This is a genomic window from Rothia sp. HMSC075F09 (assembly GCF_001810515.1).
Classification (GTDB): domain Bacteria; phylum Actinomycetota; class Actinomycetes; order Actinomycetales; family Micrococcaceae; genus Rothia.
In genome coordinates, this window is the sequence record NZ_KV801786.1 from 46,890 (window position 1) to 59,279 (window position 12,390).

At 59.5% G+C, this 12,390-nt stretch carries 10 protein-coding genes and 1 tRNA gene; 2 read left to right on the plus strand and 9 right to left on the minus strand.

What is annotated here, in order from left to right; translation table 11 throughout:
• Positions 1-4: 4 nt before the first annotated feature.
• Together HMPREF2749_RS04775 and HMPREF2749_RS04780 are read right to left on the minus strand one after the other, a co-directional pair.
• Positions 5-1,105 carry a YdcF family protein gene (locus tag HMPREF2749_RS04775; protein WP_239661596.1) on the minus strand — a complete coding sequence of 367 codons (1,101 nt, stop codon included), beginning with the start codon at positions 1,103-1,105 and terminating at the stop codon, positions 5-7.
• 232 nt (positions 1,106-1,337) lie between these two features.
• A complete protein-coding gene (locus HMPREF2749_RS04780; RefSeq protein ID WP_049338251.1) occupies positions 1,338-2,534 on the minus strand; it encodes an RNase H family protein in 1,197 nt (398 codons plus the stop codon).
• A gap of 270 nt (positions 2,535-2,804) precedes the next feature.
• On the opposite strand from HMPREF2749_RS04780, the gene HMPREF2749_RS04785 reads away from it, so the two are divergent.
• Positions 2,805-3,083 carry a putative quinol monooxygenase gene (locus HMPREF2749_RS04785; RefSeq protein ID WP_049338252.1) on the plus strand — a complete coding sequence of 93 codons (279 nt, stop codon included), beginning with the start codon at positions 2,805-2,807 and terminating at the stop codon, positions 3,081-3,083.
• Positions 3,084-3,197: 114 nt separating this feature from the next.
• Here the strand turns inward: HMPREF2749_RS04785 and HMPREF2749_RS04790 are convergent, their stop codons facing one another.
• Both HMPREF2749_RS04790 and ilvD read right to left on the minus strand, forming a co-directional pair.
• Entirely contained in the window at positions 3,198-4,232 is a 1,035-nt protein-coding gene (locus HMPREF2749_RS04790; RefSeq protein ID WP_049338253.1) for a hypothetical protein, read from the minus strand.
• 252 nt (positions 4,233-4,484) lie between these two features.
• The gene (gene ilvD / locus HMPREF2749_RS04795; RefSeq protein ID WP_070593568.1) at positions 4,485-6,329 is read right to left on the minus strand and encodes a dihydroxy-acid dehydratase; all 1,845 of its coding nucleotides are present in this window, start codon (positions 6,327-6,329) and stop codon (positions 4,485-4,487) included.
• 403 nt (positions 6,330-6,732) lie between these two features.
• On the opposite strand from ilvD, the gene HMPREF2749_RS04800 reads away from it, so the two are divergent.
• Positions 6,733-8,577: an alpha,alpha-phosphotrehalase gene (locus HMPREF2749_RS04800; protein ID WP_070593569.1), complete on the plus strand. Its 1,845-nt coding sequence runs from the start codon at positions 6,733-6,735 to the stop codon at positions 8,575-8,577.
• A gap of 144 nt (positions 8,578-8,721) precedes the next feature.
• On the opposite strand, the gene HMPREF2749_RS04805 is transcribed toward HMPREF2749_RS04800, so the two are convergent.
• From HMPREF2749_RS04805 to HMPREF2749_RS04825, 5 genes are all read right to left on the minus strand, one after another.
• A complete protein-coding gene (locus tag HMPREF2749_RS04805; protein WP_070593580.1) occupies positions 8,722-9,672 on the minus strand; it encodes an ABC transporter substrate-binding protein in 951 nt (316 codons plus the stop codon).
• A 5-nt stretch (positions 9,673-9,677) separates the two neighbouring features.
• Positions 9,678-10,376 (minus strand): ABC transporter permease, encoded by a 699-nt coding sequence (locus HMPREF2749_RS04810; RefSeq protein WP_044150830.1) that lies wholly within the window; start codon positions 10,374-10,376, stop codon positions 9,678-9,680.
• A gap of 3 nt (positions 10,377-10,379) precedes the next feature.
• On the minus strand, positions 10,380-11,159 hold the full coding sequence (locus HMPREF2749_RS04815) for an ABC transporter permease (RefSeq protein WP_070593570.1): 780 nt from the start codon (positions 11,157-11,159) through the stop codon (positions 10,380-10,382).
• Positions 11,156-12,103 (minus strand): ABC transporter ATP-binding protein, encoded by a 948-nt coding sequence (locus HMPREF2749_RS04820; protein ID WP_070593571.1) that lies wholly within the window; start codon positions 12,101-12,103, stop codon positions 11,156-11,158. Before HMPREF2749_RS04820 ends, HMPREF2749_RS04815 begins: the two co-directional genes overlap by 4 nt.
• Before the next feature lie 175 nt (positions 12,104-12,278).
• Positions 12,279-12,351, minus strand: a tRNA-Phe gene (locus HMPREF2749_RS04825).
• Positions 12,352-12,390: the final 39 nt, after the last annotated feature.

Sequence of the window (12,390 nt, forward strand, 5' to 3'; positions counted from 1 at the left end):
GATGCTACATCGGTTCGCCCGGGCCCTTCAAATCGGCGGAGTACAAATACCACACGAAGAGCGCCACTGCAATGTAGAGAACCGTGCACAGGCTCAAAGTGATGATGTGGCGACGGCGAGTAATACTCAAATACCCAATAAACTCACGGATAAAAGCATTCACCGCAAAATACAGCTTCGTACGAGCCCCCGCACCCCAGCATTCCAGACCCAGCGAACGTGCCAACAGCAACGCACGGAACAGGTGGTAGCTGGTTGTTACCACAGCAACTTTCGGGGTTTTACCCTCGGCAACCTCCGGCATCAAGGCGTAAGAGAAGAGCAGGTTCTCGCGGGTGTTCACCGCGCGGTCCTCCACAATAATGTCCGCCTCGGGAATGCCGCGGGATACAGCGTAGCGAGTCATCGCCACGCCCTCGGGCACCTCCTCATCCGCGCCCTGACCGCCAGACATAATCAGCTTCGAGCCGGGGTTCTTACGGTAAATTTCAATGCCGCGATCGATACGACCCGCCAACAGCGGAGTCACCTGGTCACCAATAAGACCCGAACCAAGCACCACCACATAGTCAGCCTGCTGGCGGAAATTTACCAGGTTCAACGCTGCCGCCACAGTAAAGCCCACCGCGTAGATAGTGAAATAGGTCAGCACCAGCGAAAAATAGAAATAAATAGTGCCCCACACGCCGCCAAACGGAACATTCTCCACCGAACCGGGAACAAAGAACGGCCCCACAATAAGAGCGACACCGGCAGCCAATGCCAAAGAATTAGTGAGCGAAAAACCCTCACGAGCAATAAGGCGCACACCGCTATAAAGGAACAGACCGGTCAAACCCAGAGGCGTAAAAAGCGAAAGAATCACCGGAATGATAACAATGAGGAGCGCCAGCACCAGCAAAATCTGGTTCTCTGACACAACCGCCATTGCGCCCAGGCTCGTACCCAGCAACCCCACGGTCACAATCAGTAGCCAGCCGACAAACACGCTACGGCGTTCCCGCAGGTAGAGGCAGATAAAAAGCACCGGCGAAAGCGCCGTCAGCGCGTACAGCACCACCAGCGGGATATATAGAGAAGAACCGGGAGGAGGAAGAAACTGCATAAATTGGATCCCAAAGAATAAGTAAAGTGTGCGCCCGCTGAAAATCGGGAGAATCAAAAAAATTCTTCACACAATTCTATCCCCACCGCTGTACATCTATCGCTGCAGGCCCGCCGCACACAAGCGCATGCAGAAAAGGCAAAAGGGCAAAAAGAAACACGCGACACCTCCGACATTGCATACTTTCGTATGCGGCGAATGTATCGCGCGTTCATTTCTACCCTGGACTAGTTTAGCGCCATAAACGGTTTCCCGTGTGGATTGAAGAAGGTTTAATCTGCAACCACTCCGGCGCAAGCAGGCGAACAGCCTTCGCACAACCCGACAAAGCAGTAATAATCGACTCGCAACGCTGATTAAACTCGCTCTGGTGACGCTTATCCACAATCTGCCCCGGAAAATGGCGATGCATCTTCGACACAGAGTCGCTACTCTCCTGCAAACCGTGGCCCGTATGGCCCGGAACATGCTTCACCAGCACACGCTTCTCGCGGATAGCCTCCGTCAAAGCACGCATCTGAGCCACAACACGCTCATCCTGAATGCCCTCAGAAACCCAGGCTTCAAAAGCCCAACGGCTATGCGCCAAACGCAACACAAACGTCAACGCACCCAAAGAATCCGTATGAATAATCAGGCGGCGCGAACCGCTATGGAACACCGTATAAGCCGCCAACATTGCAGACAGCTCACCGGTCATAATGTTCACGCCATCATAGTGGGCATGAAAATAGAAGCCGTCCTCACTCACGCCGGCGATACCCATACGGCCGCCACGCTGATACTTCTTATTGTGAGTCGAACGGAACGAACAATCCGTGAAAACGCTATAGTCCTGCAGCTGAGCCAGCGGACGAGGGGTCAGTGCCTCCTCCACCATCTCATCCACAGCGGTACGTGCCGCACACACCTCAGCCTGCATCCGCTCATACGCGGGCGTGCCAGCAAGCTTCACATGCACTTCACCCAAAGAATGGTTATCGTACGGGTCCAGCACCTTCTCAAAGGCGCGGTACTCCATAATCCCCTTCAACTGGTCGCAATCACGGAAAAGATGCTTCAAATTCTTACGGTCAGCAGCAATCGTCACCAGGTTCTGACGGTACTGCTCAGGAACCACATCCCACGCAGAAAGCACGGCACGGCCCAGCAGACGCGGATGCACCTCATCACAGCACTCCATCAGGGAATGAACGTGAGTGAAAAGCATCAGCTCCTCATTCACCACCGTGCGGGTGCCGTCCTGCTTAGAAATAAAAACCACCGTCGACAACGCCGAATAGCAAAAACCCTGCGCCGTACGATGCTCCTGAGCCACCGCAATCACAGCAACGCCCTGATTCGTGTACCCGGCAGGGTACGAGGCGCTATAGTCGGGAGCCTCCCAAGTCAGGGTGCATCGTTTGATATGCGCCGGTGAAAATCCCATGAGTGTCACCCCCCATGTGTGCCATACCGCTTCTCCTTCCATTCATGCGGTGTATCGTCCTCGTTCTTTTATAGGTCGAAAAGAAAGGGGCACGCAAATATAAAACACCTTTTTTACAGTTAGCGAATGGGCCAGCCGAAAATCCTCTCACCCGCCGCCACAGCGCAAGAAAACCACGACCATTGCCTCCCCGAACCGGGGGTGAAGGTGTACGGTAAAAGAGTCATATACAACGCGGCCTCACGCCGCCCACCCCATAAGGAGAGCCCCATGATTGGTGTTTACGCCGGAGTATCCGTCAAGCCCGAGCACGTCGAAGAATTCCTCAAGACCATCGAACCGCTCGTGACCGCAAGCCGCCAGGACGAAGGCAACGTCAGCTACGACTTCGGTGCCGTCTCCGACACCGACTTCGCATTCATCGAGCGATGGGAATCCCAGGAACTACTCGAAAAGCACATGGGCGCCGAGCACTTCCAGAAGGCTGTTGCCGCATGGGAGCCGCTGCTCTCCTCCGAGCTGGACGTTCGCATCGTCAACTTCCGCTAAGCGACGTTAAATACCGAAGGTGCCCGGCACCCCCTCTGTGAGGGGCGCCGGGCACCTTCGTATATCACCCTTGGAGACGAGCGCAGCTACTCGCGGCGCGCCTTTATGCTCGGTCTAGCGGCGTTCCAAACCGACCTCCACCGAATCAAGCGTGAAACCATTCGTCGCGCTCACGCAATGCACCTTACCGCTATTCACCGACTTGCAGGTGTAACCATACGCGGTCACCACCTGACCGGTCGGCAGTGCAGTAATACCCTCGGTATTCACCGGCTCCGGGGTGGCGGTCTGACCGACCAGGCTCACCTCGGGCGCCTGGCCCTGCACCATGTGCACGCGCTGCTGCGCCTTACCGGATGCGGCATCCCAGCCCTCCAGGGTCACGCCCACCAGCGCCTGGCAGTCCACACCTGACGGGGTCACCGAACACGCGACCTTAGAGTCCGGGCTGGTGAAACGCAGCGCCTCAACAGTCTTCGCAGAATCACCCTGACCGAAAGTGCCGCCACCGTACGCTTCAGCGAAAGTCAGCGTACCCGACAGCATGCGGGTCTGTGCCGGAATCAGCGCCAGGCGCGGCTTCTCAACGCTACCACCCTGCGTGAAGCAGGCACCCGTAATGTAGTCGCGGCCCTGCACCTTCGTAGCGCACTGGTACCACTCAACACTCGCCGCGCCGTCCTGGTTCTTGCGGCTGTTGAAGAGGCGCACCGCCTCCTGAGCCTTGGCACAATCCGAACCGTCATACACGTAAATACCGGCGGAACCACCCAGCAGGCTTGTCACACCGCAGCGGGTGCCCGCATCAATAGTGTTCGCAGAGCCACTCGCCGAGGCGTATGCCGCCTCGTACTCGGCGTCCGTGCTCGGCTCATCCGTGGGGGTCGCTACCGAGTCGTACGTTACCGGGGAATCCAGGCCGGCAGAGATCTGCACAGTATTCGGCTTCCAGGAGCCATCCGCCGCGGTGAACAGGGTCTTTGCATCAACGGGCGCAGAAGAAGTCGCCACCATCATCGGGGCGGTTTCAGAATCATCAGCCTGCGGCTGAGCAGAGCAAGAGCTCAAAGCGAGCGCACCGATACAGGCAAGAGCCGTCAGGGCACGACGAGTAAAAGCACGCTGTGCGCGTGCGGGCAGGGTAACCATGAATACGTCCTCGTGAGGGTTGCGAATTGCGTTGTGTTTGAGTGGTTGTGCTGAGTCGGTGAATCGGGTACCTAAATACCTTCTTACACCCTACTGCACCGCAACTGACAAGGCAATACGCCGCACCGGGTATCCCACGACGGTAAACAAATACGCGAACAAAGAACAGCGCCCCGCCCGCAGAAAAACCGCGGAACGGGGCGCCAGCCCATCAGGGCAAGATATTAAATTCTCACACGATACGTGAGGGGCTTATGCGTCCTCGGGCAGGATGCGCACGCCGCCCTTATCAGCCGAAGCAGCCAGCATGCCGTACACCTTCAGGGCGTTCGATACCTGACGCTCACGCGGCTTGGTCGGACGCCACGGTGCAGCGCCCTTCGCCTCGCGGCGAGCAGCAAGCTCCTCATCCGAAACGTTCACACGCAGGATGCGGTTGTTCACGTCAATCTCAATCTCGTCACCGGTCTGCACCAGGCCGATCGCGCCGCCAGCAGCCGCCTCCGGGGAGACGTGACCGATAGAAATACCCGAGGTACCACCGGAGAAACGACCGTCAGTAATCAGCGCACACTTCTTGCCAAGGCCCAGACCCTTCAGGTAGGAGGTCGGGTACAGCATTTCCTGCATGCCGGGGCCACCCTTCGGACCCTCGTACTGGATGACAACAATGTCGCCTTCCTTCACGTTCTTCGACAGAATCTCGTGCACAGCCTCGTCCTGCGACTCGACCACGAAGGCGCGGCCCTTGAAGTGGAACAGCTCCTCATCAATACCAGCAGACTTGATGATCGCGCCGTTCTGGGCAATGTTGCCGTACAGGACCGCCAGACCGCCGTCCTTGGTGTACGCGTGCTCCACGGCGCGGATGCAACCGTTCTCGGCGTCGGTCTCGTGGGATTCGTACTTGTTCGCGGTGGAGAACGCCTGAGTGGTGCGCACGCCGCCGGGAGCAGCGAGGAACAGTTCCTTCGCCTTCTCGCTCGCCTTGCCGCTGCGGATATCCCACTCGTCCAGCCACTCGTCCAGCGAGTCAGCGTGAACAGAATGAACGTTCTTGTGCAGCAGGCCGGCACGGTTCAACTCACCCAGCAGGGCAGGAATACCGCCGGCACGGTGCACGTGCTCAATGTGGTACTTAGTGGAGTTCGGGGCAACCTTCGCCAGGCAGGGAACCTGACGCGAAATACGGTCAATATCCTTCAGGGTGAAGTCAGCACCCGCCTCATGAGCAATCGCCAGGGTGTGCAGCACAGTGTTGGTCGAACCGCCCATCGCCACATCCAGCGCCATAGCGTTCTCGAACGCCTCCTTGGTCGCAATGGAGCGCGGCAGAACCGACTCGTCATCCTGCTCGTAGTAGCGCTTGGACAGTTCAACGATGCGGCGGCCAGCATCCAGGAACAGCTCCTTACGAGCAACCTGAGTAGCCAGGGTGGTGCCGTTACCGGGCAGCGCCAGGCCAATCGCCTCATTCAGGCAGTTCATGGAGTTCGCGGTGAACATACCCGCGCACGAACCGCAGGTCGGGCACGCATTCTTCTCAATCTGGGCGAGCGCAGCGTCGCTGACGCTGTCATCAACAGCCATCACCATGGCGTCCACCAGGTCAAGGCGGTGCTCAACAATACCCTCAATGCCCTCGCCGGACTCCATGGGGCCGCCAGAGACAAAGATGGTGGGGATGTTCAGGCGCATAGCCGCCAGAAGCATACCGGGGGTGATCTTGTCACAGTTAGAGATGCAGACCAGCGCGTCGGCACGGTGCGCGTTGACCATGTACTCGACCGAGTCAGCAATCAGATCGCGGGAAGGCAGCGAGTAGAGCATACCGTCGTGACCCATCGCGATGCCGTCATCAACAGCGATGGTGTTAAATTCCTTGGCGACGCCGCCAGCCTCACGAATCGCGCCGGCGACCAGTTCACCCATGTCCTTCAGGTGCACGTGGCCGGGCACGAACTGGGTGAAGGAGTTCGCAATAGCAATAATGGGCTTGCCGAAGTCGTCATCGCCCATGCCGGTGGCACGCCACAGGGCGCGGGCACCAGCCATGTTACGGCCGTGAGTTGAAGTACGTGAACGCAGTTCTGGCATTGTTTTACCTTCCGTAGTGATGCAAGTACTGATTTTACGCGCGGCGTCCAACGCTCTTCAGCTCAGGGTCACTTTGGTTTCATGCATCGAAACGCGCACGAGCCTGCAACCGCCTATCGGTGGGAGGGTTGAGGCCACGGGGGTTGTGCCGGATCTGCGGCAGAATTGCCCCCTTTGGGGTAGACGGGGGACATCACCCCATTATGCCCCCTAATCTGGAATGAGCCCAGGTTCCGGGCGGCGATATTCAGTCGGCGAACGCACCGGGAGGCGGCGGGCCGCTGTGCCTGCCGCGTACGGGCCTCGCTGTGCATACGTAGCAGCACACGCAGCACCGGCGCGGTTCGTTTCCAACACACTGATTTATACACGCTGAACCCTGCTTACATTTCAGAAGGTTTCCATGACACAGGCACCCACCGCATCGCTCACCCTCACCCCGGCAACCAGCCCTGCAACCACCCCGGCAGGTGGCAAGGATTTCGCGTCCTCCGTCATCTACCAGGTGTACCCCAAGTCCTTCTACTCCTCGGCGGGTGGCGCCTACGGCGACCTGCGCGGCGTCATCGAGAAGGTGCCCTACATTGCTTCCCTGGGCGTGGACATGGTGTGGTTCAACCCGTTCTTCGCCTCCCCGCAGAACGACAACGGCTACGACATCTCCGACTACTACGCCATCAACCCCGACCTGGGCACCATGGAGGACGTCGAAGAGATGATTGCTGCCCTCGCCAAGCACGGTGTGGGCGTCATGTTCGATATGGTGCTCAATCATGTTTCGACCGAGCACGAGTGGTTCCAGCGTGCGCTCGCCGGTGAGCGCGAGTACTGGGATTACTTCTACATTCGCCCCGGCAAATACACCGAGGATGGTCAGCTGCGCGAACCGACCAACTGGGAATCGAAGTTCGGCGGCCCCTGCTGGTCCCGCTTTGGCGAGTACACGGATGAACACGGCACGCCCCTGTTCTATATGCACCTGTACGACCGCACCCAGGCGGACGTGAACTGGTACAACCCGACTGTGCGCGACGAACTGTTTAAGGTCGTGAACTTCTGGTACGAGAAAGGTGTACGCGGTTTCCGCTTTGACGTCATTAACGTCATCGGTAAGGGTGAAGAGCTACTCGACGCCCCCGAAGGCACCGTGGACAAGGCACAATACACCGACACCCCGATTGTGCACACCCGCATTCAGCAGCTGAACCGCGCATCCTTCGGTCAGTATGATGACACCGTGACCGTGGGCGAAATGTCCTCGACCAGCATCGAAAACTGCGTGGGCTACTCCAACCCGGCAAACCACGAGCTGGACATGGTGTTCAGCTTCCACCACCTGAAGGTGGACTACGAGAACGGCGAGAAGTGGTCGAAGGTGCCGTTCCGTTTTGCCAAGTTGAAGCAGATCCTGAACGATTGGGCACTGGGTATGCAGGCCGGCGGCGGCTGGAACGCGCTGTTCTGGAATAACCACGATCAGCCGCGCGCGCTGAACCGTTTTGGTGACGTTGAGCGTTACCGTGCCGAATCGGCAACCATGCTGGCGACCGTGATTCACCTGCTACGCGGCACCCCGTACGTGTACCAGGGCGAGGAAATCGGCATGATTGACCCGGTCTACTCCTCGATTGAGCAGTACGTGGATGTGGAGGCGCACAACGCCTACGCGATGCTGCGTGAGCGCAGCCTGAGCGAGCAACAGGCCCTGGAGATTGTGGCGTCGAAGGCTCGCGATAATTCGCGTGTGCCGATGCAGTGGACCGCAGATTCGGCGACTGCTGGTTTTGGTTCCACGTCGCCGTGGCTGGCTCCCGCCCCGGTGCGTGATGCGGCGACCGGTGCCGGTATTTCGGTGGAGGATGAGGAACGCGACGGCGTGATTCTGCCGTACTACCGCAACCTGATTGCCCTGCGTAAGCAGTACCCGGTCATCTCTGCGGGTTCGTACGCACCCTACGCGTTGGATCACGAGCGGGTGTTTGCGTACCTGCGTGAGCTGCCCGCTGAGACTAGTGCTGAGAACGGTAGCCCGGCACAGCGCATGCTGGTGCTGACGAACTTCTACGGTGAGCCGACCGAGATTGAGGTTCCGGCCGAGTTCGTTCGTTCCGGTCGCGTGCTGGTGTGTAATTACAAGAATTCTGCGGTCGATTCTGCTGCGGCGGATTCTGCTGTATCTGATTCGGCTGAGACGGTGACGCTGAGCCTGCGCCCCTATGAGGCTCTGGCGCTACTGATTGAGGGCTAAAAGCGGTTCCGCGCCTCTCCCCTAGCCTGTGGGGCGGGATGATTTAAACTGACCTGGCAATATTCTATTTCTAGAATATTCCCAGGTCGGTTTTGTTTATAGACATTCCTGTAGCGGAATTAATGTGGAATATCAGGCAGAATCTTAGAAGCCGTGCTCGTTCAGCCAGGCAGCCGCCGCCTGCGCGGGCTCCTGCTTAGAGGTACCCGAAACACGGTCATTGAGAGTACGCAAATCGGCGGTAGTGAGCTTCGCCGAGACACGATTCAGAACCTCCGCCGCAGAGTCGGGAACTCGCGACGTGTTGATAATGGGCAGCACCTGCTGAGCCAGAATCATGTTCTTCGGATCCTCCAGCACCACCAGCTGATTCTGCTCAATTGCGGGGGTGGTCGAGTAGAGGTCAACCACCTGCACGGTGTCATCCAGCAGGGCCTTGACGGTCAGCGCGCCGCCGCCATCCGAGAGGGGCACAAACTCGGCGGGGACGCATCCATACTTCTCTTTCAGACCCGGGATGCCGTAGGCACGCTCGGCAAACTCCGGGGCGGCACCGAGCCTCAGATTCGTACAGCGGGAGGCGAGGTCTTCAAGGCTTCGCAGACCGTACTTCTGGGCGGTCTGCGCGGTAACAACGAGCGAGTCCTTATCCTCCGCCTCGGAGGCGTTGAGGGCGCGGATTTCAGCCCCGGAGCCACCCGTGGTGAGGGTGCCGAGGGCGGCGGGTAGCGCCTGCAGAATCTCCTGCGCAGTGTTAGCTGTAGCCTTCGGGTCCAGGTAAAGCAGCAGGTTTCCGGAGTAGTCCGGGATAACGTCCACCGCACCGGAGGCGAGTGCCCCCAGGTACGCCTCGCGGGCGCCGATGCTCAGCTGGGTGCGGGCATTGAATCCCGCCCGGGCGAGGGCTCCGGCGTAGATTTCAGCGAGAATCTGGGATTCGGCGAAGGCGGCTGAGCCGACGATGATTCCTTCGTGTTCGCCGCTGAAGACTTTGTCGCCGCTGAGCCCGCAGGCGCTGAGGATACCCGCCATGCCGAGTGCACCGGCGGCGGTTAGGGCAGTGCGACGTGAGAAGGTTTGAGGCGTCTGATTCATCGGGTTCATGCCTTCTTCCGGTTGATGGTGAGCCCCGCGGGGGTGAGCGCACGCTGCACAAGGCCCATGAGCGCGTCCACGGCGAAGGCGAGAAGCGCTACGAGCAGGGTTGCGACGAGCATGCGCGGGTAATCGCGCACGGCGAGCCCGTCGAAAAGGTACCTGCCGAGGGTTCCGCCGCTCAGGTAGGCGACGATGGTCGCGGTCGCGATGACCTGCACGAGTGCGGAGCGGAGCCCGCCGAGCATCATGTTGGCGGCGAGCGGGATTTCGAGGCGGGTCAGAATCTGCCATTCGGTCAGGCCTTGGGCGCGGGCTGCGTCCACGAGGTCTTCCGGCACGGCGGCGAGGCCTTCAAGAACTCCGGCGAGCAGGGGTGCCGCCGCAATAATAATGAGCACGATGAGGGCGGGCAGGGTTGAGACGCCCAGCCAGAGCGCCAGGATGGTGAGCAGACCGAGCGCGGGTAGCGCGCGGGTGGCGGCTACGGCGCTCATGAGCAGGTTGCTGCGGCGGCGGTTAGTGCCGTCGGAGGGTCGGTGGTGTCCAGCCCAGAGGCCGAGGGGCACGACGATGAGTGCCGCGCAGGCGGTGGCGAGGGCGGTGACGCTCAGGTGTTCGAGCAGGCGCACGAGGATTCCGCCGCTTCCCTGCCAGTTGGCGCCGTCCATGAGGTAGGCGAAGGTTCGTTCTATGACGTTCACGGGTTACGCCTTCCTTTCGGGGCTGCGGTGGTTCGCAACCGTAGCCGCTTGCCAGGGCGTAAATGCCCTCGTCAGAAGGATAAGGAACAGGTCGAGGACCAACGCGAGCAGCAGGCTAAGGATTACGCCAGCCAGGATTTCCGAAGGGATATTGCGCGCGAGTCCGTCGGTGAAGAGCGTGCCGAGCGAGGGCACACCGATAAGGGCACCCACGGATACCATCGCAATATTTGCCACGGTTGCCACGCGGATTCCCGCCATAATGACGGGCGTAGCGAGGGGCAGGTAGAGCTCCATCAGTGCCTGTCGAGGCGTGTATCCGAGGGCGCGTGCAGATTCATGCACGCTATCGGGTACGGAGTCGAAGGCATCCACACCGGAGCGCACCATGAGCGAGAAGGAGTAGACACTCAAGGCGACGAGCACGTTCAGCGGGGAAATAATGGAGGTGCCCAGAATGAGCGGCATCAGTACGAACAGCGCGATCGATGGGATGGTGTACAGCAGCGAGGAGAGGTGGATGAGGGTTCGCGCACCGATGCGGCGTTCGGAACCGCGGTCACGGCGACGGCTCGCGTAGTAGGCGACCGGCAGCGCGACGAGAGCGCCAATCGCGACGGGTACGACGCCCTGGTAGAGGTGGCTGAGGGTCAGCTCGAGGATGCGCTGGCTGTTGGTGGCGACCCATTCCCAGTGCATGTCGCTTGCGGCGAGGGGTGATGCCACTAGGGGATGCGCGGTGAGAGGTGGTGCCGCGAGCACACCATTTCCTAGAAGACTCATTCGCTTTTCTCGCCTTCTGCCGCACCATTCTGCGCTTCTCGGGAGGCGGCAAGTCGGCGTGCACGCGCCTGGCGCACCGTCTGCTCATCCAGCAGGCCGGCAACGGAGCGACTCACGAAGGAGCGCACAAAATCATCGGCGGGGCTGTAGAGAATCTCTTCTGGAGTACCGAACTGTGCGAGGCGGCCGCCCTCCGCGAAGACGGCGATTGTATCGCCGAGCAGAAGCGCCTCATCAATGTCGTGGGTGACGAACACAATCGTCTTGGCGAGTTCCCCCTGTAGGCGTAGCAGCTCTTTCTGCAGGTCGGTGCGCACTACCGGATCCACTGCGGAGAACGGCTCGTCCATCAGCAGGACGGGCGCATCGGCGGCGAGAGCACGTGCCACACCAACGCGCTGCACCTGACCGCCCGAAAGCTGGGAGGGGTAGCGCTTGGCGTACGAAGAATCCAGACCGACCACGTCGAGCAGTTCGAGGGCGCGAGCTTGCGCCTCCTTGCGGGAGGCACCGAGCAGACGCGGCACGGTGGCAATATTCTGCGCGACGGTACGGTGCGGCATGAGCCCGCCCTGCTGCATCACGTAGCCAATGCCGCGGCGCAGCTCGTAGGGGTTCTTCTCGTGCACGTTCACGCCGTCAATGGTGATGGTGCCATTATTGGGTTCAACCATGCGGTTAATCATGCGTAGACTAGTGGTTTTACCGCATCCGGAGGGGCCGACGAACACGGTAATCTGACCGGCGGGAATGTGCAGATTCAGGTTCTGCAGTACCGTGGTGGGTTCACCGGTTCGGCTCGGGTAGCTCTTGGTGATGTTCTCGAAGCGGATTCCGCCCGCCTGAGCACTATCGACAGCAGCATTTTTTGCCCACGGAATTTGGGGTGAGTCCTCCAGGCGTTGGTGAGTTGAATTTTGTGCGGCTGAATTTTGGGCGGTCATGGGTGCGGTGGGGCTTTCTAGTGTGGGCGTGGCATTGTTTCCATATACAAAAAGGCGGCATCTCAGGGTTTTATTCCCAAGATGCCGCCTTTTCGACGGTTTTGCAATATCTGGAACCGCAAAGTTTTTTAAAAACAAAACCCGCCCCACTGTAGAAGCCTGGAGGCGGATTTCGTGGCTCCGACCGGCGTCGATCCGGTGACCTTACGATTTTCAGTCGTACGCTCTACCAACTGAGCTACAGAGCCTTGCGTATTTACTTTTAGATACGCAATGACCGCGTCTTC

Excerpts from the sequence above, each read along its gene's own strand:
- HMPREF2749_RS04775 (WP_239661596.1), bottom strand. The coding sequence starts at position 1,105 with ATGCAGTTTCTTCCTCCTCCCGGTTCTTCTCTATATATCCCGCTGGTG.
- HMPREF2749_RS04780 (WP_049338251.1), bottom strand. The coding sequence starts at position 2,534 with ATGGGATTTTCACCGGCGCATATCAAACGATGCACCCTGACTTGGGAG.
- HMPREF2749_RS04785 (WP_049338252.1), top strand. The coding sequence starts at position 2,805 with ATGATTGGTGTTTACGCCGGAGTATCCGTCAAGCCCGAGCACGTCGAA.
- HMPREF2749_RS04790 (WP_049338253.1), bottom strand. The coding sequence starts at position 4,232 with ATGGTTACCCTGCCCGCACGCGCACAGCGTGCTTTTACTCGTCGTGCC.
- ilvD (WP_070593568.1), bottom strand. The coding sequence starts at position 6,329 with ATGCCAGAACTGCGTTCACGTACTTCAACTCACGGCCGTAACATGGCT.
- HMPREF2749_RS04800 (WP_070593569.1), top strand. The coding sequence starts at position 6,733 with ATGACACAGGCACCCACCGCATCGCTCACCCTCACCCCGGCAACCAGC.
- HMPREF2749_RS04805 (WP_070593580.1), bottom strand. The coding sequence starts at position 9,672 with ATGAATCAGACGCCTCAAACCTTCTCACGTCGCACTGCCCTAACCGCC.
- HMPREF2749_RS04815 (WP_070593570.1), bottom strand. The coding sequence starts at position 11,159 with ATGAGTCTTCTAGGAAATGGTGTGCTCGCGGCACCACCTCTCACCGCG.
- HMPREF2749_RS04820 (WP_070593571.1), bottom strand. The coding sequence starts at position 12,103 with ATGACCGCCCAAAATTCAGCCGCACAAAATTCAACTCACCAACGCCTG.